At 46.2% G+C, this 25,315-nt stretch carries 13 protein-coding genes; 4 read left to right on the top strand and 9 right to left on the bottom strand.

The window, feature by feature from the left end:
• Window positions 1-3 precede the first annotated feature (3 nt).
• Complete coding sequence (locus tag R3D00_26595) at window positions 4-747, bottom strand: lysophospholipid acyltransferase family protein (protein ID MEZ4776773.1); 744 nt, start codon at window positions 745-747, stop codon at window positions 4-6.
• A gap of 87 nt (window positions 748-834) precedes the next feature.
• Here R3D00_26595 and R3D00_26600 point away from each other — a divergent pair, with 87 nt between their 5' ends.
• Complete coding sequence (locus tag R3D00_26600; protein ID MEZ4776774.1) at window positions 835-4,023, top strand: PQQ-dependent sugar dehydrogenase; 3,189 nt, start codon at window positions 835-837, stop codon at window positions 4,021-4,023.
• Window positions 4,024-4,035: 12 nt separating this feature from the next.
• On the opposite strand, the gene R3D00_26605 is transcribed toward R3D00_26600, so the two are convergent.
• Complete coding sequence (locus R3D00_26605) at window positions 4,036-5,502, bottom strand: PQQ-binding-like beta-propeller repeat protein (protein MEZ4776775.1); 1,467 nt, start codon at window positions 5,500-5,502, stop codon at window positions 4,036-4,038.
• A 159-nt stretch (window positions 5,503-5,661) separates the two neighbouring features.
• Between R3D00_26605 and R3D00_26610 the strand changes: the two genes are divergently transcribed.
• The gene (locus R3D00_26610; GenBank protein MEZ4776776.1) at window positions 5,662-7,182 is read left to right on the top strand and encodes a hypothetical protein; all 1,521 of its coding nucleotides are present in this window, start codon (window positions 5,662-5,664) and stop codon (window positions 7,180-7,182) included.
• A 240-nt stretch (window positions 7,183-7,422) separates the two neighbouring features.
• Here R3D00_26610 and R3D00_26615 read toward each other — a convergent pair whose 3' ends face one another.
• The 3 genes from R3D00_26615 to R3D00_26625 all read right to left on the bottom strand — a co-directional run bounded on the left by R3D00_26615 (window position 7,423) and on the right by R3D00_26625 (window position 15,780).
• Window positions 7,423-9,021: a SusD/RagB family nutrient-binding outer membrane lipoprotein gene (locus R3D00_26615; GenBank protein ID MEZ4776777.1), complete on the bottom strand. Its 1,599-nt coding sequence runs from the start codon at window positions 9,019-9,021 to the stop codon at window positions 7,423-7,425.
• Between the two features lie 19 nt (window positions 9,022-9,040).
• A complete protein-coding gene (locus R3D00_26620) occupies window positions 9,041-12,247 on the bottom strand; it encodes a SusC/RagA family TonB-linked outer membrane protein (protein ID MEZ4776778.1) in 3,207 nt (1,068 codons plus the stop codon).
• Window positions 12,248-12,411: 164 nt separating this feature from the next.
• Window positions 12,412-15,780 carry a VCBS repeat-containing protein gene (locus tag R3D00_26625; GenBank protein ID MEZ4776779.1) on the bottom strand — a complete coding sequence of 1,123 codons (3,369 nt, stop codon included), beginning with the start codon at window positions 15,778-15,780 and terminating at the stop codon, window positions 12,412-12,414.
• Window positions 15,781-15,950: 170 nt separating this feature from the next.
• On the opposite strand from R3D00_26625, the gene R3D00_26630 reads away from it, so the two are divergent.
• Complete coding sequence (locus tag R3D00_26630; protein ID MEZ4776780.1) at window positions 15,951-16,832, top strand: AP endonuclease; 882 nt, start codon at window positions 15,951-15,953, stop codon at window positions 16,830-16,832.
• An 85-nt stretch (window positions 16,833-16,917) separates the two neighbouring features.
• Here the strand turns inward: R3D00_26630 and R3D00_26635 are convergent, their stop codons facing one another.
• On the bottom strand, window positions 16,918-17,445 hold the full coding sequence (locus R3D00_26635; GenBank protein ID MEZ4776781.1) for a PepSY-like domain-containing protein: 528 nt from the start codon (window positions 17,443-17,445) through the stop codon (window positions 16,918-16,920).
• Window positions 17,446-17,588: 143 nt separating this feature from the next.
• Here R3D00_26635 and R3D00_26640 point away from each other — a divergent pair, with 143 nt between their 5' ends.
• Entirely contained in the window at window positions 17,589-19,400 is a 1,812-nt protein-coding gene (locus tag R3D00_26640; protein ID MEZ4776782.1) for a glycoside hydrolase family 9 protein, read from the top strand.
• Here R3D00_26640 and R3D00_26645 read toward each other — a convergent pair whose 3' ends face one another.
• From R3D00_26645 to R3D00_26655, 3 genes are all read right to left on the bottom strand, one after another.
• Window positions 19,401-21,368 (bottom strand): hypothetical protein, encoded by a 1,968-nt coding sequence (locus R3D00_26645; GenBank protein ID MEZ4776783.1) that lies wholly within the window; start codon window positions 21,366-21,368, stop codon window positions 19,401-19,403.
• 88 nt (window positions 21,369-21,456) lie between these two features.
• On the bottom strand, window positions 21,457-22,608 hold the full coding sequence (locus R3D00_26650) for an ATP-binding protein (protein ID MEZ4776784.1): 1,152 nt from the start codon (window positions 22,606-22,608) through the stop codon (window positions 21,457-21,459).
• A gap of 82 nt (window positions 22,609-22,690) precedes the next feature.
• Complete coding sequence (locus tag R3D00_26655; GenBank protein MEZ4776785.1) at window positions 22,691-25,309, bottom strand: ABC transporter permease; 2,619 nt, start codon at window positions 25,307-25,309, stop codon at window positions 22,691-22,693.
• Window positions 25,310-25,315 lie beyond the last annotated feature (6 nt).

The raw sequence follows: 25,315 nt of genomic DNA on the forward strand, positions 1-25,315 counted from the left end.
TTTTTAGACCTTCATTTCCCAGGTTTTTTGTATCTGGGTTAATTGCCCCCCTATCCATGACCGGACATCATTGAGCAGTTTTTCTCCATCCGTATCCGTCATCACTTCGCCAAAAACAAGTTTCACCTTCGACCGCTTTTTCCCAAATGTTTTAAAAAAATGGGGGAAAAATGTATCATTTCCCACCCACGCATCATCACGATCTTCATACTCAATCGCTACTGGGATCACCGGAATATTTCCCTCCGCTGCCGCAAAAAACATCCCGGGGTTAAACTTCCCCAATTCGGGCATCTTATAAGTAGTGCCTTCGGGAAATACAACTACCGAATACCCCTCTGCCAACCGCTTTTTGATATCCTCCCGGGTCTGCCGCCGGCTGTCTTTATTGGAACGATCGACAAATATCGTCCCGACAATCTTTGCACCTGCGCCCACAATCGGCCACCACAAAACACCCGCTTTTGCAACAAAACAGGCATTGCGAACAAAGACCGGGAAAAAAATAATATCAATATATGATCGGTGATTGGGCATGACCAGACCGGCCTGTTGCGGCAGCGTGCCGCTTACCTCTACCTCAATACCCATAAACGCCAGGGTATGTTTGGCCCATTTATGCATATGGATCATTACTTTTTCCGGTTTGTCCGGATATATGCGGCTGGTGATTAAAGCACCGATCAGGCGGTAACTCATTATCCCAGCAAACAAAAACAATCGAAACAATGCGCGAAATAGCTTCATGTAGCAAATATAAAACAATAAAAAAACAGTACATGATGCCCCTTATGTCTGAACTGTGTAATTTATTGCGGTTAATTCTGGAAAATTATGAAATATTATTTACACTGGCTTCTTATACTCTTCTTGTTTCCCGCTGGCTGGGGATGCGGACAAAAAGGTACAATCAAACGAAAGCAGAAATCTCTGCTGGTTGTCTCGGGTGCAGATACCCCAATCCCTGCAAATCTGGCAGCAAGCCTGCAGGATATTAGGGTCGATACTACCCGCGATATGTCCCTGCTCAACGAAGAGAACCTCCGCAATTATAGTGGGGTGCTTTTTCTCAATATTACGCCTGACCTGGCACCTGTTCAGGCCAAATCAGATGTTGAAAGATATATCCAGGCAGGCGGCGGCTTGATGATTGTCAACTCACCTACCTCAAACCGCTACTACTGGGGTTGGTATAACCACATTTTTGAACCCGTACATACAACAGCATCAGGAAACCCTGCCACTGCTGTAAGTAATACGGAATCAGGCTCTCCCGCCATTGCCCAGCGCGCATTTGACGGCGGAAAAGTGGCTGTAGTCCATAGCCCTGTTGCTGATATCTCTGCTGAAAACTGGGTAGAGGCTGTGAAGTTTATTATCGGGGACAATACCTGGCGACCGGGAAACATTCATTCCTCCCGCGCCCCATCCTGGAACCGCTTCACAAAAATCGTCCTTGACGACTACGATGTGGACGAGCCTATGGAGCTCGCCGTTTTGCCTGACGGAAAAGTCATATTCATCGAGAGAAAAGGGAAAATGAAAATGTATGACCCTGCCCTGGGCAAGTCAAAACTTCTCGCAAAATTTGATGTGTGTACCGAGGGAAATTATGAAGATGGTCTTCTCGGACTGGCGATTGATCCCGATTTTAAAAATAATCACCTGATCTACCTCTACTATTCGCCGCCCTGTGACATTAAAGACCAATACCTTTCTCAGTTTTACCTTCATGGCGACTCGCTGGTTTTGGCTTCAGAAAAAGTAATTCTGAAAGTAGGCGTACAACGCGAAACCTGTTGTCACTCTGGTGGCTCAGTCAAATTTGGTCCCGACGGACTTCTGTATCTCTCTACTGGCGACAATACATCCAGCAAAGAGTCGGACGGCTTTACGCCCATCGATGAGCGTCCGGGAAGATACCCGTTTGATGCCCAAAAATCCTCAGCGAATACCAATGACCTCAGGGGGAAAATATTGAGGATCAAACCCACCGCTTACGGTACTTATGAAATACCCGACGGGAATCTTTTCCCCAAAGACGGTTCAGCGGGAAGACCTGAAATCTATATCATGGGCGCAAGAAACCCGTTTCGCATTACCGTCGATCCCAAAACCAACTACCTCTACTGGGGAGATGTTGGGCCAGATGTTGGAAAAGATGGTCGATACGGGCCAGAAAGTTTTGACGAATGGAACCAGGCACGCAAACCGGGTTATTATGGCTGGCCTTATTTTATGGCAGACAATAAAGCTTTTCCGGACCGGAATTTTGAGACCGATGAGGTGGGCGTTTTGTTTGACCCGGAGCATCCGGTCAACAATTCCCCCAATAATACCGGTTCACAAAATTTACCGCCGGCACAAAAAGCTTTTATCTGGTACCCCAAAGGCATTTCACCCGAATTTCCGATGTTGGGACAAGGCTCCAACAGTGCGATGGCCGGCCCCGTTTTTTATAGCGATTTGTTTCCGGCAGACTCAAGGAGTCGTTTTCCCGATTATTACAATGGGAAATGGTTTATCTACGAATGGGCCAGAAGCTGGCTGCAAGTCGTAACAATGGATGAGAACGGGGAAATTGTGCAGATTGAGCCGTTCCTTCCGGATCAGGAATTCGTCAAGCCGATTGAGATGGAATTTGGGCCTGACGGCGCTATGTATATGCTCGAATACGGGCAAAATTATTTCCTCAACAATCCCGAGGCAAAACTTGTCAGAATTGAATACGCCGCAGGAAATCGCCTGCCCGTTCCCAAGATATCAGCCAGTGAAAAAGCCGGAGCCGCGCCGTTTGAGGTGACATTCTCAGCTAAAGGATCAGTCGATTATGACCAGGGCGACAGTCTGAAATACAGCTGGTATTTTACCCAAAACAATAAGCCGCAGGCCACCGGCGAACAGGCCACCTACACATTTGACAAACCAGGCGTTTATGCAGTAAAACTCGTAGCTACTGACAATGCCGGAGAAAGCGAAGAGGCCACCGTTACTGTCCAGGTCGGAAATCAACCTCCGGCGATTGATATTACCGTTGCCGGCAATCAGCAGTTTTTCTTTGATTCACAGCCCCGCCCTTACGAGGTGAGCATCAGCGACAAAGAAGATGGAACGATTGATGCGGCAAAAGCCTCCGTCAGACTTGTGTATATCAATGACGGCAATGACCTGGAGGTTGCACTCGGTGGCACCGCACCTGTATCTTCTTCCCTGCAATTTGTCAAAGGTCAGCAACTGATTCAGTCCAGTGACTGCAAATCCTGCCATGATATGGAAAAACATTCGGTGGGACCAAGCTACCTCGAAATCGCTGCCCGGTATCCTTCGACAGAAGAAAATATCTCATTCCTTTCAGGTAAAATCATATCCGGAGGAAACGGTAACTGGGGCGAAAAAATCATGGCCGGGCACCCTCAACACACGCCGGAAGAGACGAAGGAAATGGCGCGATATATACTGAGTCTGGGAAATAAAGACATTGAGCTCCCGCAGAAAGGCGACCTTTCGCTTAACAGGCACCGCCCGGGAGAAGCTGGCGTTTATCTTCTTTCCGCTTCCTACACCGATCAGGGAGCCAATGGCATTCCGGCACTTAGCTCGCGAAAAACGGTGGTGTTGAAAGCGCCCTACCTCAACCCTGAAGAAGCGGAGGAAAAAGACAAGCTCGGTCTGAGTCCGGATCAAAACAACCACAATAAAGTGATTGTCCGCTGGACCAGGGAAGACGCTTACCTCGGCTTCAAACAGATAGATATGACGGGCGTTCAGGCTATATCTTTCCGTGTAGCGGGTGATGCCGGGGGAAATATTACCATACGCAGGGGAAGCCTTCAGGGAGAGATTTTGGGCGTGGTAAAAGTTCCTGCCCAAACCGACAAAAATATTTGGTCGGAGAAAAGCACAAAAATCACAACGACGGAGGGCAAACAAGATCTTTATTTCATATTTGACAGCCCGCAACAACCGGGGCGCAGCCTGATGCAGTTGGAGTGGATCAGATTTTCAGATAAAAGGGAACTATGACCCGGTAAAGAATTATTTTCTTAAAACCCCGTCATAATTGCTGCCCATATATGCGCCCCATTTTACAGGAGCATATATGGGCACTTCTGTATCCAGACGGTTGACCTGCATCCCATCAAAGGTATAGGTATGCCGCGTATTGGTCGCGTGGCAGTAGATAATATCGATTTTCCCATTCCCATCCAGATCGCCAATCCATGGGGTTGAGGAGATGTTATTTCCGTCAAATATATTGTCAATCTGAATGACATCATTCGTGGAAAAGTCGATCACTACCAGCATATTTTGAAAGGTCTTTTGAAACAACTCGTCCACAATCTGATAGTTGACACTCATTAGTACTTCATCGCGACCATCGCCGGTAAGATCAGCCACAACGCCGGTACTTGTCTGGTAAAAACCCAGCGAATCAGTAAAGACAATTTCTCCCATTGCACCATCGACCATAAATTGCCGGTTCCATTCCAGCTTTGGCCATTCCCCCTGGGCTACTGAGACAAAAAAATCAGGGATGTCATCGCCGGTAAAATTTCCGATCGCCACAGAACTATACACTTCGGTATCTGGCATCAGCACTTCCCAGATTGGCGCAAGGGTTTTCCCGTCAAAGGCAAACATCCGCCCATCCACGGCATTGACTATGATATCGGGAATACCATCAAGGGTAATGTCCACACATGACGGGGGCGAAATAAATCCTTTATCAGGACTTGATGCCAGTTTAACCGCACCTGACAGATCGCCTTTTATTACTTCGTCTAGTGAACCGACAAACAGATTTCCCCCCAGTGTTTCCCCTCCCGTTCCAAATACTACAAGATATTTGCCTTCAATTCTGACGGCAACTACTGACATATAGATTTCTTTACCATCGGGCATTTTCGCCTGAGAAAGTAATTTTCCTGTTTTACTGCTAATGATCATCAGGCTTCCGGCAGGCCGATTGGGATCATAGGGTTCGGCAAGCACATCACCGCCATTTGACACCAGAATATCTTCCAGCCCATCCTTATCCTGATCGGGAATAAACTGCGGGTTGTAGAAGTTGAACCAGCCGGCCTCCCGGGGTTCTTTTGTTGAGGTAGTTTTAAAAAATTCCCAGATGAGCTTACCTGTCCTGCCATTTATGGCTTTTAGTTCGGCAGAACGCCCGCCAACCACTACATCCATCACCCCATCGCTATTCAAATCGCGAAGGGCTGCGGAGCCAAATATCTGGTCCCTGCCCGGCACATTCCAAAGCAAACGTCCATTTTTGCCGTCGAGGGCAATCACTGCCGAATCACAGGCTTGAAATTCCTCCCGCCCTGCACCGAGGATAATATCGCCTGTACCATCGCCATTGAGGTCTGCGATACGGGGCGAGGAAAAGGAGCCAATAGCAGGCAAACGTTTTACCCAGGAAGATTGAGAAAACAGATCAAATGTGGGTAATAGTAGCAGAATACTGCTGATAATGATAATACCTTTGGTTTTCATTCCCGGAGATATATTTTACTATAAATGTACGTAGTTCCAACGATTCACAATAAAATAACTCACGGCAATCTTGCCTGAATTCGCCGCTGCATGTTCCTTGTTTTTTGGCGAAATGAATTGGATTTTTGTAAGGCGCTAATCATTACAATCATTTGTAAAATGTATTATAAGAACAAAGTCTTATCCCTGTGGCTGGTCGCAAGCAGCCTGGTATTTTCATCTGTCATTCAAGGTTGTTCCCAGAAGAAGAATGAACTCACCTGGGACAAAAGTTATTCAAACATTGGTTCTCAGTCATCCATTCGTACGGAAGATATCAATCAGGACGGTGTATTGGATATCATAATGGGTGCGGGCGAAAATGAACATCAGCACAGTGAACAAGGGATTCTCGCATTTGATGGAAAGACGGGCAATATCCTTTGGCAGCAGGAATCAGACAACCAGATGTTTGGTACAGCAACCCTTTACGATATCAACGGCGACGGAGTGCGAGACATTTTTATAGGTGGTCGGGGCCCACAGTTCAAAGCATTGGACGGTAAAACAGGCGGAATCATTTGGGCATACAATTATGCATTTGAAAATGATTCCATTTTAAAATATGCAAAATTCAATTTTTACAACTGTGCGTTGATTCCCGACCAGACCAATGATGGATTATCCGATCTGCTGGTACTAAACGGAGGAAATGCCAAAGCAGGTCCCAACTCCAGGATCGGCCGTGTGCCGGGCGTACTTATGATCATGGATTCAAAAACGGGCGACATTATTGCCGCAGATACCATGCCCGACGGCGAAGAATCATATATGTCTCCTCTGTGTTTTGCTCAGCCAGGAAGTGAGGAATATCAGATAATTTTTGGCAGTGGGGGAGAAACGTTGCCGGGAAGTATGTACATCGCAAGTCTTGCTGACCTTCGCGAAGGGAAATTGTCCAATGCGCACAAACTCGTCTCCGAAACCGGACATGGTTTTATTGCCCCTCCGGTGCTTGTTGATATTACCGGAGACGGGCAGTATGAACTTGTTGCGATTTCCCATGCGAGCACGATTTCGGCGATTGATCTGAAGGGAGAAAAAGTACTCTGGCAACAAAAGATTCCAAATACAGAATCCAGCAACAGCTTTGCTGTAGGGTACTTTACGGAGGACGATATACCTGATTTTTTCACATTCGTAAGTAAGGGAGAATGGCCCAATAATACGGGTTCCCTTCAGATCATGCTCGATGGAAAAGATGGCCGAATTGCCTATATTGATTCGATGGGTTGCACAGGGTTTTCTTCGCCGGTGGTTTATGACATCAACCAAGACGGCATTGACGATGCCCTTATCAGTATCAATGAGTTTGATTGTAATCGGGAGTTTGACGACAAAACACCCTTAAATATTGTCAACAAGCTGGTAAACATTGATTTTAAGACCAAAAAAGTAAATGCGATCGACCAGTTGCCGGGGTTTAAAAATATCTTCACAACTCCATGGATAGGAGATTTGGATAATGACGGTTATCTGGACATTGTTTATTGTCAATATTACAATCCTTCTACCTATTTGCTGGCCTTTCTCGGTATGCGGATCAAACGCATTTCCAGCAATCTTAAAATGAAAAATGCCCCATTGTGGGGTGGGTACATGGGGTCTGAAGGCGACGGCGTTTTTCATAGTTCACACTAAAAAAACGCGAAATATATTTTAGAAAAACTGTCCCTCTGCGAAACTTTGCGTTAACAACTATCGCTGCGATCTCCGATCAAACTTCTTCAGGTTCACGCAGAATACACAGAGGACTCGCAAAATAACGCGAAGTATTTTCCCATCTGCGTTAAAACTCAGAGCAGGAAGAAACAAAAAAAGCCCCTGAATTTCTTCAGAGGCTTTAATTTTTATCTGTTTTACAACAGATGATTCATTCAATTACTTTGTATCCCACCAAACTTTGGTAGTAAAGTCATTGGCAGAAGCACCGGATGCAAAATTAGGGTTAGAAGCTTGCTCCTGTGTAGGATAGCGAAGTCTTACCGGAATCGTACCGTTGGTGAGGTTACCTGGGTAGTTGGTAGGAGTAAGTGCTGGGTAACCAATTCTTCTCCAGTCAGACCAAGCTTCCCACCAGTTGAAGAACTTGCTGGCCCAGAGTTGTTCGCCAATCATCTGGATAGCAGGTTTTGAACCGTAAGGATAAGTAGAAAGGTAAGCTTCAACTTCAGCATCATCTACAGTCAGCGAAGCATCAAAAGGTGTGTACATCTGCATAGCTGATTTCACCCCTGCATTGTAGTGAGAAGCTGCTGTACCGGGGATACCGGAACCAATGCCTCTTTCGAGCGCTTCAGCCATCAGGAATTCTACTTCTGCATGGTTCATGATCATATAAGGATCAGCGTCGTCGAGCATGAGTACGTTGATGCGGGAGTAAGTTTCACCCTGAACCACATCTTTTCCTTCGAGTTGATCGAGACCAGCCTGGTCATAACCATTAGGCAGACCTTTCTGAGCCAAAGGATCTGTATTGGTAGGAGTCCATCCGGCAGCTGTCCAGTCACCAATACCACCGCTGATAATCATAAGGCGTGGATCATCGTCAGCAGTAGAGTTAGGATCTGTACCTTTGAGCCAATCTACGAAGGTTTTGCTCAGGAAGGAAGGCTGACCACCGTCGCCTGGGAAGAATGCACGGGAGATACCGTTTTGATCCTGCCATTCGCTGGGTCCGTTGTCAAGCGGTACCCAGAGGTTATCATCATTGCTGGCAAATACACCACCGGCAACAGCTTTGGTTACGTAGGTATTGGCAAGAGCGGGCGCAGCATCAGATACGCGCATAGCAAAACGAAGCATGAGAGAGTATCCAAACTTTTTCCACTTGCTGATATCACCGTTGTAAAGCATATCTGCTCTGGTGAAACCTTCATCAGGATTGGAAGCGCTCATCGCAGCGGTAGCCTCGTCAAGCTCCTTCAGAAGGTCGGTATAGATAAACTCCTGGGTATCGTATTTAGGGAAGAAAACACCCTCAATACCCTGATTAGCTTCAGAATAAGGCAAGTTGCCGTAGAAGTCAGTGATACGGCCCATGCTGAAAGCCCGGAGGATTCTGGCAGCATTTCTCATGTTCGTCTTATTGCCTTCATCATAGCCACCGGGACCGGTCTGCTTCAGGATTTCGGCAATATTTTTCAGCTGATCCATGTAGGTAAATTCGAAAGGCGCAGCGGAGGTTTCTACGTTTTCGGTGTATTTATCACCAGGAGCGATACCCCCACCTGCATTACCCAGTTGCTGAATGGCATAGGCGCACATACCAATATTGGTACGCCAGTCAATATAACGGTTATCACCGGAGCCACCATTGGAAGCGATACTCAGCTCAGCAGTTGAGAAGAGGAAATTGAGGTCAATCTGCGTTACCGCCTGAGGGTTGATGTTCAGGTTCTGAAGCGTCTCCGTGTTGCAGCCTGTCATGGAGAGAAGCCCCACCACAGTCAGTACAAACAATTTATTCAGATATTTCATTTTCTTAAGTTTTTTTTGATTAGAACCCAATTCTTATGTTGAAACCGTAGCTACGTGTAGCTGGCATACCGAAATATTCCAGACCCTGAGAGTTAGAGTTGGAGTAGCTCGATTCAGGATCAACGTTTTCAATGTTTTTGAACAGTACCGCCAGGTTACGACCTACAAAAGATACAGTCAGGTTCTGGAGAGGTGTTTTGTTCAACATAGAACGTGGGAAGCTGTAACCAAATGTCAGCTGTCTCAGTTTTGCAAAAGATGCATCATACAGGAACATCGTAGTAACCGCATTTGCTTCACCACCTACAGAACCCCAGTAGTTGCGGGCTTCGTCAGGAGTAAGCGTTCTGTCGATTGGCTCGTAGATAGGCTGTCCATTGGCGTTTGTTCCAACCTGGGTAACACCTTTTACGGAAAGTGGCGCTTCCCCTTCACGGCCGATCAGAGACTGCTGGTGGAGACCCCACTGAGTCAGACGGTTGTTGGTACCAGAGTAGATATCACCACCGATTTTGAAGTCAACCAGGAAAGAAAGGTTGAAAGCTTTGTAGGTGAAAGAGTTATTTACCCCACCTGTCCAATCAGCAATACCATTACCGATGATTTCATATCCGGTAGATCCGACAGGTCTTCCGTCGCTGAAGAATATAGGCTGACCATCGTCAGTCATTTTCTGTACGCGGCCGGTGATCATACCAAACGGATAACCTACAATATGCTTCACGAATGTGTTACGTGTACGAGGCTCTTCCAATACCAACTCAGAGCTACCTTCGATCAGGGAGTCAACAACGTTAGAGTTTTTCGCGATATTGAAGGAGATATCCCATGTGAAATCACCTTTTACCGGAGTACCCGTCAACAAGATCTCAATACCTCTGTTGCGAAGCTGACCAAGGTTAACCAGGGTAGAACCGAAGCCGGAAGATCTGGAGATAGAAGCATTCAGGATGTCATCAGTTGTCTTCTGGTTATAGTAGGTAGCATCGATACCCAATCTGTTGTCAAAGAATCTGACATCAACACCCACCTCAACCTCAGTAGAAGTAAGCGGCTTGATGAATGGGTTAGGAATAGAACCGTTGTTTCCACCTGCTGAAGAGAAGGAAGCCAGCGTATAACCCAGGTGAGAGTTTTTCAGGGAGTAGGTCAGGATGGTGCTATAAGGACCAACTGTAACGTTACCTACCTGTGCCCATGAAGCTCTTACTTTACCAAAGCTCATCCATGAAGGCAGACCTTTGATTGCATCAGAGAATACAAAGCTGGTACCGACGGATGGATACAGTACACTATTGTTTTGAGGATTCAATACGGAGAACCAGTCATTTCTAACTGTACCGGTCAGGTAAAGGAATCCACCGTAGCTAACTTCAGCAGAACCGAAGAGCGAGTTGATACCTGACTCAGAGAAACCATAACTGTAGTTACGAATCTGTGCGTTGTTGATCGCCTGGAAGAATGGAACGTTGAAGTTGTTACCATTCGCAGAAATCCGCTCATTGCTTCTCTGCATGCGGTTACCACCAGCAAATGCATTCACACTGATTTTTCCGAAAGTCTTGTCAAAACCAAGAATCCACTCAGCATTGATCTCACGTACGCGGTCTTCACCTTCACTGATAGAACCACCACGCTGATAGCCGGTTCCTTGTGGCACGAGGTTATGGTCTCTTCTGGTGTACCAGTCCATACCAATTCTTCCCTGTACATAAAGGAAATCAGTAATATCGTATCTGATTTGACCGGATGTGATCAAACGGTCTCTTTCGTCATCTTCGCGGAACTGGTAAGCGGTCCAGTATGGGTTTTGTCCCCAGTTGTTGGCAGCCTGCTGATATTCTTCTCCAACTGATTTTCCCCATACGGCGAGGAGTGCAGGATCTGTATTGGCTGGAATAGCACCCAGTTTATCGGGGTCACCCTGATAATCCAGTACGTTCATATTGGGTGGCATCCGCCAGATAGACTGAATACCGTTGGCAGGAGAGTCAGAGAGATACGGGCGGTTTTTCGCGTACTCGTTGGAATACAGCACTTTTGCCACAACTGTCACTTTTTCTCCAAACTTGGAGCTGGTAGAAAGCGAAACGTTTGTTCTGTCAAATCCTGAGTTAGGAATGATAGAATTGTTTTGCAGGTTAGAAGCAGACAGACGGAAGTTTTGTGTAGCATTTCCTCCGGTGAAAGCGATCGTATTGGTGAGTGCGCTACCTGTACGGAAATAACGATCCCAGTTGCTTCCAGCATAAGAATACGGACGTGAAACGCCATCAAACTGAAGTACGGAGCTGCCATCCAAAGCAGGACCCCAGGAGTCATCACCCCATTCATAAGCCTGAGAGAGAGTCGTTGGCTTTGTAGGAACGCCATTAGGGAATGTTCCGGTATAAGCACCACTTCCGTATTTTTGCTGAAGATCAGACTGATCGTTTATTTGTTCGAATACATAGTTGGAGTTGATTTCAACACCAATACCTTTTCTGGAAGAACCTTTTTTGGTTACGATGTTGATAACGCCGTTTGCAGCCCGTGATCCGTAAAGAGCCGCAGCACTCGCACCCTTCAGTACGGTGATAGACTCGATATCATCAGGGTTGATGGAGGCCATACCATCACCTTCGTCGCGACCACCCCAAAGACCTGCCTGACCAAAGCCAGAGTTGTCCATAGGAATACCGTCAACAACGTACAGCGGCTGGTTGTTGCCCTGAAGCGATTTGTTACCACGGATAATAACGCGGGAGGAACCAGCAGGGCCGGAAGCGATATTGCTTACGTTCACACCTGCAATACGGCCGGAAAGCGCATTGGCCAGGTTATTTTCCCTTGCCTGGGTAAAATTATCACCGTCAACTTCGGTTATAGAATAACCCAAAGCTTTTTTATCACGGCTGATACCCAAAGCAGTTACCACAACCTCATCCAACATAACGTCTTTTACCTGAAGCACAATATCAACCACACTTCTGTTACCCACTGCAACTTCCTGGTCAGCATAACCTACATAGGAAAATCGCAGAGTAGCATCACCGGGAACATCCAGTTTGTAAGTTCCTTGTGCATCGGTAAGAACGCCTTTTGTTGTTCCAACTAAAACAACGCTCACGCCGGAGAGGGCGGAACCATCCTCCGAGCTTGAAACTTTTCCACTGACCTGGCGCTGTGCCCACATTTGTGAGGCGCAAACCATAATCAGCAGAAGCAGTAGTAGACTTCTTCTCATAATAGAATGATTAAATTAAATTAAATTAAATTTAATATAAAATAAAGAACCTTAATCGATTGCATATTCCGGTCACAAAGAGCCGGTTTTTGTATGCTAATTTAAAATTAAACTCAAAAAATGAATCAGGTGTCCTGCTCCGTCCCATATTTCTCCAGTAAATTTTACCTTGAATGAGAACCTGAAACTTTAAAAACCTTAAGATCACTGTTGTTACAGCCAACAATTACCAGTCTTTGGTTTCCCTCATTGACCGGAATCATTTGCTTCACATCGAAAGGTATAAAAAATCCGCTTTCTTCCCAGGGAACAGGATGGAAATGACCTTTTCCATCGCCAGTAAGCAACAGACCGAAACCCGCATCATTGCGCGCAGTTTCTACTTCTGCATCATATAAATTGCCTCCAATCAGAATGTCCGGATGTTGATCTCCAGTAAAATCATCCAGAATGATTGTGTTTATGGAAGAGATTTGAGCTATTACCGGAAGAACGTGAATCATGAACCGCCCGTTGCCAAGGTTTTCAAAATATGTGGAGGCAAATGTATGGGCTTCATAGTGAAGCGCATTTTTTAAATTGTTTTTCCCATATATATCAAAAACACTGGAAGAAGCAAACAGGTCGTACGTTTCAAATTTTTCTTTCAGCACCGGAACCTGCTCCGAAGAGCATTGTTTCCCTCTGACCGGATAGGCGATACCAAAGTTATAATAGGTAAGCACCACATCTTTAGATTTATTATTATCAAAATCATAATAATATACCTCAAATGGTTCATCCTGGGTGGCTTTGTATTTGTAATTTAACCCCAGATTCCCCGCTACGATATCCATATCTCCGTCATTGTCCATATCTGCGGTTTTTACACTAAACCACCATCCATTTGTGCTGGGGGCGGATAACTCAGGGTGCTCGAACACGGGCTGGATCCGTGCAAACTGTCCGTTTTTGTTTTGCAAAATGGTCATTGGCATCCATTCTCCTGCCAATACAATATCCTGAAAACCGTCATTGTTATAGTCGAAGAATGATACATCATTGACCATTCCGATATTGATCAGATCTTTGGCGATGGTTTCGGTTACATTGGTAAATTTCCCCCCGTCATTTCGCAATATTGCACTGCTCGCGGGCTCAGGATAGGCCCATGCGACATGACGCCCTGCCACAAACAAATCCAGATCTCCGTCTTTATCAATGTCTTCAGCCACGACTTTTCCTCCGCAAAACTTCATATCGGGGAGAAGGTTTTCTCCTTTGGAAAACCGTCCTGCACCATCATTGAGATAAAGCCTGTCCTGATAATTTTCAGAGCCGGGTGCAAACTCATTGCCACCACTTACCACATATAGATCCTGATCGCCATCCCCATCTGCGTCAAAGAAAACGGCTCCCATATCCTCGTATATTTTGTCGCGGGTCAACACATCCGGGGATACCGGCGTGAATGTCCCGTCCGGATTCTGGCTGAAAATACTGCCTGCGTTTCCGGATGCGCCACCGATAAAAAAATCGTCCCTTCCATCGCCGTTGATATCACCGGTTGCCATTGCCGGGCCGAGCGTAGACATTTTTTGGGGCATCAATACTTGCTTTTCAAAATCGTCAAAATTGTTTTCCTTATAGGTAAAAGCAATTTTTGATTCTTTTGCGGCATCGGTAAACACAGTCCGCGCAACGCCAGAAACCTGTTCGGCGACTACAGGCAGTTTTGCTTCACTGTACTTAACGGTAAGCATCTGGTCTGCGGCAACTCCGGTCAGGATATTTTCTTTTCCGTCAGGCCACAACACACGTACGCGGCTGGCCTGTGTATTTTTCCCAAGGCCAAAATGTGGAATATATTCGCTGGTAGAATACATTCCCCTGACTCCGGTGATTTCGATAAACTGTTCGCCGTCTGCTGTTTCTACCCAAACCTTTGTCCCCATCAATGAAACCTTTCCGGCATCGGCAACTGCTTTCACCCGAAGATAATGGCTATTGGCTCTTTGAGAAGCGTGATTTTCATATACAGAAGCCACATCATTGATATTGTTGACAACCAGATCAAGATCGCCATCATTGTCAAGATCGGCGTAGGAGGCGCCATTGGAGAAGGTTTTCTGATCAAATCCCCACTCTTCTATTTTTTTTGAGAAGGTCATGTTTCCATTGTTGTGGAAAACATAGTTGTGCAGCTTTTGGGAAGGAACAATACTCAGAGAAGCCTCCATATCCACCACATCCCATACGGTAATATTGCCAGGATTGGGGTTGTCGCGGATAAATTCAAAAAGAGCCGACTCTATATGTTTTTTAAATTCCTTGGCGGCGTCGTTGTTGCGGATATCGCGCATCAGCCCATTTCCCACAAAAATATCTTTCCATCCGTCGTTGTCAAGATCGGCAATCAGTACTGCCCAACTCCAGTCAGTTGTTGCCACGCCTCCCATTTGGGCAATATCGCTCAGATAACCTCCACCGACATTCAGGTGGAGCATATTAAACATATACTGATACCCGCCACCTTCATTTACCACTTTCCAGAAAGCTTTGGGATTCATCCCACTCATATTGGCTTTCAGACGATAATTGTCTTCGGCGACCATATCCACCACCATCACATCCGGGCGACCGTCATTGTTGATATCGCCTGCGTCCACGCCCATACTGCTGAAGGAGGTATGGTGAACATATTCTTTGATTTTGTCGGTAAAGGTGCCGTCGCCATTGTTGATATAATACCAGTCTCCGACCCAGAAGTCATTGGCAATAAACAAGTCGGTCCAGCCATCACCGTTAAGGTCAGTAGCGGTCACACTGTTGGGGAAACCCGTACGGTTAAGACCCGCTTTTTGGGTTATATCTACAAATTTGTTTCCGGTATTTTCCAGAAACTTCATATTGTACTGATCGATCAGCAGTTCGGTCTTGTAGTATTTGGAGTAATCGCCGGGATTGGGCGGCTGATTGAGCAGCAGCAGGTCGAGGTCACCGTCTTTATCATAATCGATAAACGTGGCATGGCGGGTTCTTTCACTGTCATCTACGCCATATTCGGCGGCGCGCTCGGTAAAGGTATTGTCGCCGTTGTTGATATAAAGCTTGTTTCTCCTGAGTTCGGGCTTATCGTCGTAAAGTTCGCGGGTGACATAAATATCGGAGAATCCATCATTATTGACATCGCCAAACAGAACCCCGGAAGACCAGCCGCCATTGTCAAGGATTCCGGCGGAAGTGGTTATATCTTCAAACTCCAGATTTCCTTTGTTGAGGTATAATTTGTCAGCGACCAGATTGCCGGCAAAAAAAATGTCCTGAAGACCATCATTATTTATATCGCCGATTCCGACCCCTGCACCACCGTAGTAGTTGGAGTAAAGGAGGATATTATGCTCGCGGGTATCCTTCAGCTCGTTGTTGAAAAGGATATGGGTTTTTTTAGGACTCAGCAAAGAGAAAAGAGTCCCTGGGTCTTTCTGGGAAAATAGCTGATTACAGCAAAAAAAAGCACCTGTAGTAAGTAGTAATAGTCCTCTTGACTTCATGTCTCTTTGAGTTTGCTCACACAAAACTTAGGCAATATTGATCATTTCTCACAATACTTTCTAAATTTAAACACAAATAAAATGAGAAAACCATCCTGTACTTTCGGCAAAAGTATTTGAAAGCAGCATCTTTTCTCAATTTTTACTATTTGATTTAAATTTCCAGGCTCATGAAAAAAATCACATTCTTCCTTTCCATTTTCACGCTTATGGCGGTTTCGTGCGTTACTGACAACGAACAGCATGGCGAATCCGTTGCCAGCAAATTCACTTTGGAGCCGGGAGACGTATTTGCCTGGTGTATTGTGCCTTTTGACAGCGTACGCCGTTCACCTGAAGCTCGGATCGACATGCTGAAATCATTGGGTATAAACGCTTATGCTTACGACTGGCGCGCGGAGCATTTGCCGGAAATGACGCACGAGCTTACCCTGGCGGAGGAAAAGGGAATCCATATACAGGGAGTATGGATGTGGATCGATGCCAATCAGGATAGTCCGGGTAAATTAAGCGAAGGAAACGAGCAGGTATTAAAATCTGTTCAGGAAGCTGGATTAAACACCCAAATATGGGCAGGTTTCAATTACAATTATTTTGAAAATCTGGGGGATGAGGAAGCGATCCAACGGGGGAAAGAAATGATCAGCTATCTCGATGAAAGGGCAAAAATGATCGGCTGTAAAATCGCGCTTTACAATCACGGAGACTGGTTTGGCGAACCGGCAAATCAGGTAAAGATAATCCAAACTATGCCCGGGCGGGACATCGGCATTATCTACAGCTTTCATCACGGGCATCATCAGATTGACCGGTTTGGGGAAGTCGTTTCTGTCATGCTGCCTTATCTGTGGGGAGTAAATCTCAATGGGATGAAAAAAGAGGGACCGCAGATTTTACCGTTAGGAACAGGCGACCAGGAGGCCGGAATGGTTTCTACGCTGGTAGATGCAGGGTATAAAGGCCCGTTTGGCGTACTGGGGCATGTCATGGAAGATGATGTGCAGCATGTGCTGGAACAAAACCTGGCAGGGTTATCCAAACTGACAAAATAAAAAGTTCCGGGACTGTAGGTACAGGCCCGGAACACTCAAAAAACCAGAAAGACATTCTCTATACTCCTATACATTCAAAACTTTACTATTTATCGATTCCGGTAAATTGTCCTGTTCCGTTGAAAAACAACCGTGTTTTGTCTTTGAGGCGGATTTCGTAAGAACGGGCGTTACCACTGTCGTTAACTTTTTTCTTCACTTTGTCTATCTGAGCGTTTGGATAGTTTAAGGTCATGTAATCCTGAGTTACCTGTGGCAAGTCTGAATAAGAAATGTCGAAACTGTCATCCGTGCCACTGCTGCTGCTGCTACTGTTGCTACTGTCATCTCCACCAAATATTGGGTTCCAGTTTTCGTCGAAATACAGCTCTACCCCATTGCTCAGATAAACTTCATAGCTTTTGAAACTGCCATCAGGATTGAGTTTTTTCTCTACTTTTACAATAGACAGCGTGGAAAAATTGGTACTCACATAAGTGGAAGCATCGGCAGGAATATCGCTGACCGCGAGTTTGATGGATTTACCGCTGGCCGAAATATCGGTACGGCTGCAGCTGGAGGCCATAAGAGAAAGCGCAAAGGCAAAGGCGAGAAGGAAATTGAGACGTTTCATTTTGATGTTTATTAATTGATGATTGTTTGATTGATGACACTAATATCACTGCAAGCCTTCCCGATAAAAAATAAACCCCACCGTAAAGGGAAAAACCCTGATTGAAAAGGGAATTTTCTAACTTTCTTCAAATATTCTGTATCATGAATGCCCGACTTTCGCTATTATTTTTAATTGTAATACTGCTGGTTTTTTCCTGCCAATCGCCTGATACGGCTGCCGTCTTCATACGGCACAATCTGGTGGGTTATCTTCCGGAAGAGACCAAAGAAGCCATTGCATTTTCCAGCATCCCCGTGCAAGGCTCATTTTCCGTGATTGATACTGCTTCGGGAGAGTCAGTGCTGACGGCTCCGGCCAAACCCGACAAAGCGCCGGCATGGGGAGATTTTTTGTATTACACACTCGATTTTTCCAGCCTGAAAACCCCGGGTGCCTATTACCTTCAGGTCGGGGAATGGAAATCGGCGGTATTCCAAATCAGCGATTCTGTCTATGGGCAATATCATGAGTTGCTCGTAGAATTTATGCAGCAGCAACGGTGTGGCGACAACCCTTTTCTTTCATCCTCTGATGAGGGGTATCACTGCCATTCGCTCGACGGAAAAACCATGTACGGCCCCATGCCCGATTCCACCCATATGGATTTTACCGGAGGCTGGCACGACGCCGGCGACCAGTTGAAATATCTGATTACAGGAAGTAACGCAACGGCAAGGATGATTCTCGCCAGCGAGCTATACCATATGGAGGATAAATTTTCCGATGTGTTGGATGAAAATGCAGGAGCTGACCGAAATGGAACATCCGACCTGCTCGATGAAGCTAAATGGGGCCTTGACTGGATTCACAAACTCCACCCTGCACCGGATCAGTTGTTTCACCAGATTGCCGACGACCGCGACCACATCGGTTGGAAAATGCCGCTGGAAGACAAATCTGATTACGGCTGGGGGCCCAACAGCTACCGCGTCGCATATTTTGCAGATGGAAAACCCCAGGGTCTGGGAAAATACAAAAGTCAGGCAACGGGGGTAGCCAACCTGGCCGGAAGATCAGCCGCAGCCATGGCAATGGCTTACAGCGAGTGGACCCGATTGAGGCTGGATGAAACTTACGCCAAAAAATGCCTGAAAGCTGCCAAAGAGCTGTACCAGATGGGACTCCGCCAGCCAGGCTTCCAGCAGGGCAACTCCTTCAGTGCCCCCTATCGCTATAATGAAGATACCTGGACCGACGATATGGAATGGGGAGCGGCTGAATTATACAAAGCTACAGGAGAAAAACATTACCTCGATGATGCCATCAGATTTGCCAGACTAGCCAATACACAAACCTCCTGGATGGGGCTTGATACTGCCGAACATTACCGCTACTACCCTTTTGTGAATGTCGCCCATTACAGCCTGTACAAAAGCGTTGACGGCCCGTTTAAAGATACATTGGCCATGTATTACCGTACCGGGATCGAGCAGTGTATGGCCCGGGGAAAAAAGAATCCGTTTAACGTCGGCGCACCTTTCATCTGGTGTTCCAATAACCTAATGGTCGCTTTATGCACCCAGATCATCTTGTATGAAGACATGACCGGAGACCTTCAGTATCACGATTTCCTCCTGGCGCAACGCGACTGGCTGCTGGGCAGGAACCCCTGGGGAACCTCCATGTTTACGGGTATCCCGACCGGCGGCGAATACCCTGTCGATGTGCACACCAGTGTATGGATGATGACCAAACGGGAAGCACCCGGCGGCCTGGTAGACGGCCCCGTAAGCGGAGCTATTCACCGCAACCAGAAAGGCCTCGTGATGGCAGAGCCTGACGAGTTTGCCGAAGTTCAGAACGGCGTTGTGGTTTATCACGACGACAACGGAGACTACGCAACCAATGAGCCGACTATGGACGGAACCGCAGGGGCTATCCTGATGATGGCTTACTGGGGAGCAGGGAAATAATTACTTCCCGGTCATAAGTGAGGTAAAGCTGACTGCTTCCAGCTGGAACTTAACCTCACCGTTTACGACAGGGATCTCCCCACGCATTTCCATGTTGCGCTGCGCGTCAGTTACGTACATTTTCAGTTTTTTCACCTTTTCAGGTATCCCGGTTACGGTTACTACCCTTGCCGCATCATTGTTGACAATGTGCACAGCGTACGCTCCTTTTTTGCTGTTGCCAAGAGCCGCACAGTTGACCGACGGCTTGTCGGAGGTCACCGGAATAGCATATACCCCTGCCGGTGTAGCGGCCAGTTGTTTGAGGTTGTAAAACCGTCGGGTAGGATGAAGGGGTTCCGCATTATTTCCAAACACGCCCCCACCAGAAAGCGGAGAATAATCTGCCGTCAACTGCCATTGGAGAATCGATGCAGGCTGGCAGATAGCGAGAATCCTTGTATAAAGATTGATTTCGTCGAGGGCGTAAATCTGTTCTTCAAATATATCGGGATATCGCCAGGCAGCGGCATCAATGCTGCCTTCGCCTACCAGCAAGGGCAGATTCATCCGGGTAGCGGCATCGGCCCATTGTTGGAGGGTTTCAGTTTCAAATCCCCGCCAGGAGTGAAAAGAGATTGCGCCGATAAAGGGCTTCGCCTCCGGGTCATTCATCGCATGCTGAATGAAGGGATGGCCATTGGCGTCGGCGGTATCGCCGAGGAGCAGTTTGGTTTTCAGCCCTTTTGAAGCCATATACTTTCCCAAACCCCTGATCAGCCGGGTGTGTTCTTCATCTGTTTGGCGCACATTTATCCCCAGATCAGATTCATTAAACGAAAACATAGCGGCCTCGACCCCATAGTGTTTTTTCATGTAAAGGATATAAGCCGTAATTGACGCATAAATCTCCTCCATTTTCTCCTCATTGAGCGGATTTCCCCAGGGGTCGCCGGGCTGGCGACGGAAGCGAAACTCGCCGGTGATCGCCCAATTGGGTGCAGACCAGTCGGAAATAATCACCGGCATGCCCAGTTTGTGAAGCCTTTGGGCCATTTCCATGGCAGCCTGCACGCGGGGGTGAATACCATTTTTTTCTGCTTCCGCCAACGGATCAGTGATAGAGTCTTTGGGATGCCAAAAGCGCCAGGGCATTTCTACCCGTCCCCACGCAACGCGGAGATTTTCGAGGCAGTAGTCAATGACCGGCGGGTCAGTTGTTGGATTCTGAAGGCGGAAATTTCCCCCAAAACCGGCAAATTCACGCCCCTGCACAGAAGGATCAAGGGTGAGGGTAACGGGTGAATGATCGATGTTTCCGGAGACTTTCATTGAAAAACTTTTTTCTACCGATTGGCCGGCTTTGATCGTTGCGGTCATCAAAGGAAGATAGACCTCCACAATGCCCATTTCTGGTGAGGCTTTGACGATGACGGTAGTACTTTCCCCAAAAGAGACCTCCAGTTGTTGTCCGGGAGAAATCAACCGAATCCCTTTTGCCGCCATTCGGAGGAGTTCTGCACCGCCTCCGGGAATGGCCGTTTGGCTGAAGGAAATTTTCTGCGCGTCGATCAGTTCCAGAGAGCCATTAGCATACAGGTCATCGGGCAACTCTACACATAAAAAAGCACCTGCAAGCAGGGTATCTTTATGAGCGGCTGCTTTAATTTCGACATTCGCCTGTCCTACTCCTGATTCGGTAAATGTTTCTGTGAAAAACAGACTGTCGATCCGGGTGGTGATGATCTGGTTTTTCCCGTCGCGTTTGTACATAGGGTTCTGGCGCTCTTTACCGGTTCGAATATTTTTTGCCCAGTCGGCAGAAACTACCCGAAGGCTGGTTTCAAAGCGCATCAGTTGGCCGTCGATACGGATACCGGTCATATTGCCCCAGGCGGTCACTTCGGGTTGAGCGGCGCAGGGAAGAGACATCCCGGTGAAGAACAGAGATATTCCTACGCTTAAAAGAAGAGTAGTTAATTTATTCATAGCAATTGAGGTTATCGTACAATGAGGAGCAATGTACATAATCCTAAACCCTCACGAAATACCTTACCAAGACAGGGCAGGACAGGTACTAGAGACGGGTGAGAAAAGGCAAATAGGTGTCGCGGTTGATCAGGGTAAATGTTGCCTCCGGGTAGGTCTCCTTCCAGGAAGAAGGGGGTAGTGTTTTCTTATTCCCAAATTTAAATTCATAACCTGCTATTTTCCCTTCGTATTCTTCCACATAATCCAGTTCTGCCCCTGACTGAAGTCGCCAGAAGAAGCGGTTTAGCCGGAGTTGGTGATTGTCGAGAAATTTTGTCCTTTCAATAAAAAGATAATTTTCCCAAAGTTTGCCTACGTCTTCCCGAAGATCAAGAGGTGCAAATTTTTCAATTAAAGCATTTCGAATACCTAAATCCTGAAAATAAATTTTCTGTTTTTTGGAAATTTCTTTCCGGAGATTACGGCGGAAACCACCAATTACTTTTACGACAAACGCTTTTTCAAGCAAATCAATATAATGCTGGACGGTTGCAGTATCCATTCCCAGTGCGCGGCCCAACTCATTAAACGACACTTCTGAGCCAATCTGAAAAGCCAGGAGCCGGAGCAAGTCCCGTAATTTACTGCTATGGCGAATACCACTAAGTTCAAGAATATCTTTATAAAGGTAGGCATGGGTTAGCTCACTGAGAAACGCAGCTTTGTCCTGGCGATTTGCCAACTCAAGCACACCGGGATAACTTCCAAAAATCAACCATTCTTCCAGTCTGCTATGATAGTCAAGCAGCCCGGGGCCAGCAGACAATTCTTCTGCGGAAAAGGCATGCAAACGAAATGTCCATGTTCGACCTGTCAACGGTTCCTGTACACGATTTGCAAGGTCAAGAGACGAGGAACCGGTAACCAAAATGCGCAGTTCCGGAAAATTATCGTGAAGTATCTTGAGATTTATTCCAATGTCAGGGATTCGCTGTGCTTCATCAATAAACAGAAAATCAAAGCCACTCACAAACAGCCGTAATTTACTTATATCACGGGATGAAAAAACATCAACATGAGGATTCAAATCGGCGTTCACGTAGAGTACTTTTTTACCTGTTTGTTGCTGCAAAACCTGATGGGCCAAAGTAGTCTTACCTACCTGTCTTTGTCCATACAGGATAATTATTTTCCTCGGCTCATTTATTAGCCGGAAAGTGATTTTCGCTGCAATTGTCCTGTCTATAAATCTCATCATAAGGGTCTATTCCACAAACTCACGTTAATTTATAGAATAAATTCCATAAAATCGCGCGAATTTATGGAATTTATCGCAATCCTTATTCATCCCGAAGGGAATCCACGGGATTGGCCAGGGCGGTTTTGATGGTTCTGACACTTAATGAAAGGATGACCAGCAGAAAAACTACAATAGCTGGAAATGCAAATAACCACCAGCTGATTTCCATCCTAAATGCAAAGTTTTCCAGCCAGCTTCTCACCAGAAAATAGGTGATGGGAATGCCTATCAGCATAGAGATCAGAACTGTTTTCATAAAGTCCCGGGACAGCAGGATCAAAATATGCCTGATGCTGGCCCCCAGTACCTTTCTGATACCGATTTCTTTGGTTCTTTTGGATATGACAAAAGAGGCCATCCCAAATAGTCCCAAACACGCAATCAGTATAGCAAATACTGTCAGCACGCTAAACACATCCTGAAACCTTTCATCTGCTTTAAACTGTTTGTCGTACTGACTGTCGAGGAAGAAGTAGGTAAATGGGGTATAGGGAAAATCCGCTTTGAAAATTTTCTCAATCTGTGCTACTTGTTCGGCGGGGTCACCACCGGAAAACCGAATGCTGGCAAAACTCGAAAATGCACCCGAATACAGATGGATAATGGGTATATATGCAGCTTTGGCAGATTCGTGGTGATAATTTTTAAGCACACCCCGGATTTCCCAGGTCCTTCCCCAAAATCTTAAAGTTTTGCCAACGGCCTGTTCCGAATCAGTCAGGCCCCATAACCTCACGGCTTCTTCATTGACAATTACCCCCTGATTATTGCCAATTCCTGATTCAAAGTTTTTCCCGGCGACCAGTTCAATTTCCATCTGCGGGATATAGTCAGCATCAATCCAGTACAGGTAAAAATTATAATTGTGGTCTTCGATTATTTCGGAGAGATTAATGCCTGTAGTCGTACTCATCTCGCTTGATGGCAAACCGGGAACAGTGGTGGATAATGACACAGATTGTACATGTGCCTGAGTGAGTAATTCCTGCTTGAAGGCGCTGTAATTTTGGCGAATGGTATCTTGTGCAGGGGCTCTGACGACAACGGTATGATCTATTTTCATGCCCAGCTCTTTCTTCCTCATAAATTTGAGTTGTTCATACACGGTAAAGGTTTGTATCAATAAAATGATTGTAACCGCAAACTGAAAAATCACAAGCCCTTTGCGCAGTAAAATCCCTCTGGTGGAATGGCTGAATTGTCCTTTTAACACAGACACAGGCTTAAAGGAAGACAATACAAATGCCGGATAGGCTCCGGAAAGGAAAACACCTGTAACCATAAATACAGCCAGTATCTGCCAGAAAGCCATATCCGAGAATATCGCAAAATTTTCAGGCAGGCCGGCAAGCAGGATAAACTGTTCTCTGGTGACATAGATCATCCATAAAGCGCAAATTCCGGCAAATACATTGATCAGAAGAGACTCCGTCAAAAACTGGGCGATCAGCTGGTTTTTGGTTGACCCGACGACCTTGCGGATACCGACTTCTTTTGCCCTGTCAAGCGCTTTAGAAGTAGCGAGGTTGATATAGTTGACAAAGGCACTTATTATCACCAAAAAAGCAACCCCGAGCAGGAAAAATACAGAATTTGCATCTCCGTTTGTTTCAGGCTCAAAGGTCTTTTTGGAGTATAGATGAATGTCTGAAATTTTCTGACCAATGAGTCGCTCATTTTCAAAGTTCCCCTCTTTAGTGAGCTGTTTGCTAAAATCAGCCAGGTTTTGGGAGAATACCTCGTACTCTGTATGAGGTGCAAGCAAAACATAGGTGTAGCTATTATTGGTATCCCAGTTATCGTCAGATTCATCAAAATCCGTTTTCATTGTCGCAAACGAAATGAGCATATCAAATTTCAGATGCGTATTGGGAGGGCTATCGGGCACAACACCCACAACCTTAAAAGAAACCGTTTTATCATTTAGCGGCATTTTCACCAGTTCATCCAAAACATCCACACGGTTGAAATATTTAAGGGCAGTGGATTCTGTCAAAACCATCTGATAGGGCTGGTTGAAAATATGCGCTTTGCTTCCATATAGTAAAGGATAACTAAACATGGAAAAAAATGATGAATCGGCGGCATAAGGTCTTTCGACCAGGAAGGATTTTTCCCCAATAATTACGGTTGATTCTTCTATATCATAAACGCGGGCAAAGGCTTCCACCTCCGGCAAATCGGCTTTAATGCGGGGGCCAATAGGCAGATACGTTTCACAATCCTGAGTTACGGTTGTCTCGCCATCCAGGTAGTCAATGGTCAGCCTTACGATTCGGTCAGCATTTTCATGCATATTTTCATAGCTCAGTTCGAATCTTGCATACTGAATAATAAGCAGGGTAATGGCAAAACCTGTTGCGAGGCCCAACACATTGATCAAAGTAAAGGATTTCTCCCGCCTGAAAATCCTGAGTGCAATTTTAATATAGTTGCTAAACATATTGATGGCATTTAAACCTGGAACATCTGTTTTAATATTTTTCAACCGAAATGACCGGAATACATTCCAGGCAAACTGCCTTTTGGCTTTGCCTGGAGAAAATTCCACCTGTTTTTCGAAGACTTCAATCAGGTCTCCTTCGATCTCTTCGAGATAGTCTTCCCGGCAAAACCAGCGTAGGAAGCTTAATGGATATTTAGGTGGCTGTTTTTCCATGGGTGA

This window comes from Bacteroidia bacterium (assembly GCA_041391665.1).
GTDB lineage: Bacteria > Bacteroidota > Bacteroidia > J057 > J057 > JAGQVA01.

Excerpts from the sequence above, each read along its gene's own strand:
- R3D00_26595 (MEZ4776773.1), bottom strand. The coding sequence starts at position 747 with ATGAAGCTATTTCGCGCATTGTTTCGATTGTTTTTGTTTGCTGGGATA.
- R3D00_26600 (MEZ4776774.1), top strand. The coding sequence starts at position 835 with ATGAAATATTATTTACACTGGCTTCTTATACTCTTCTTGTTTCCCGCT.
- R3D00_26605 (MEZ4776775.1), bottom strand. The coding sequence starts at position 5,502 with ATGAAAACCAAAGGTATTATCATTATCAGCAGTATTCTGCTACTATTA.
- R3D00_26610 (MEZ4776776.1), top strand. The coding sequence starts at position 5,662 with ATGTATTATAAGAACAAAGTCTTATCCCTGTGGCTGGTCGCAAGCAGC.
- R3D00_26615 (MEZ4776777.1), bottom strand. The coding sequence starts at position 9,021 with ATGAAATATCTGAATAAATTGTTTGTACTGACTGTGGTGGGGCTTCTC.
- R3D00_26620 (MEZ4776778.1), bottom strand. The coding sequence starts at position 12,247 with ATGAGAAGAAGTCTACTACTGCTTCTGCTGATTATGGTTTGCGCCTCA.
- R3D00_26625 (MEZ4776779.1), bottom strand. The coding sequence starts at position 15,780 with ATGAAGTCAAGAGGACTATTACTACTTACTACAGGTGCTTTTTTTTGC.
- R3D00_26630 (MEZ4776780.1), top strand. The coding sequence starts at position 15,951 with ATGAAAAAAATCACATTCTTCCTTTCCATTTTCACGCTTATGGCGGTT.
- R3D00_26635 (MEZ4776781.1), bottom strand. The coding sequence starts at position 17,445 with ATGAAACGTCTCAATTTCCTTCTCGCCTTTGCCTTTGCGCTTTCTCTT.
- R3D00_26640 (MEZ4776782.1), top strand. The coding sequence starts at position 17,589 with ATGAATGCCCGACTTTCGCTATTATTTTTAATTGTAATACTGCTGGTT.
- R3D00_26645 (MEZ4776783.1), bottom strand. The coding sequence starts at position 21,368 with ATGAATAAATTAACTACTCTTCTTTTAAGCGTAGGAATATCTCTGTTC.
- R3D00_26650 (MEZ4776784.1), bottom strand. The coding sequence starts at position 22,608 with ATGATGAGATTTATAGACAGGACAATTGCAGCGAAAATCACTTTCCGG.
- R3D00_26655 (MEZ4776785.1), bottom strand. The coding sequence starts at position 25,309 with ATGGAAAAACAGCCACCTAAATATCCATTAAGCTTCCTACGCTGGTTT.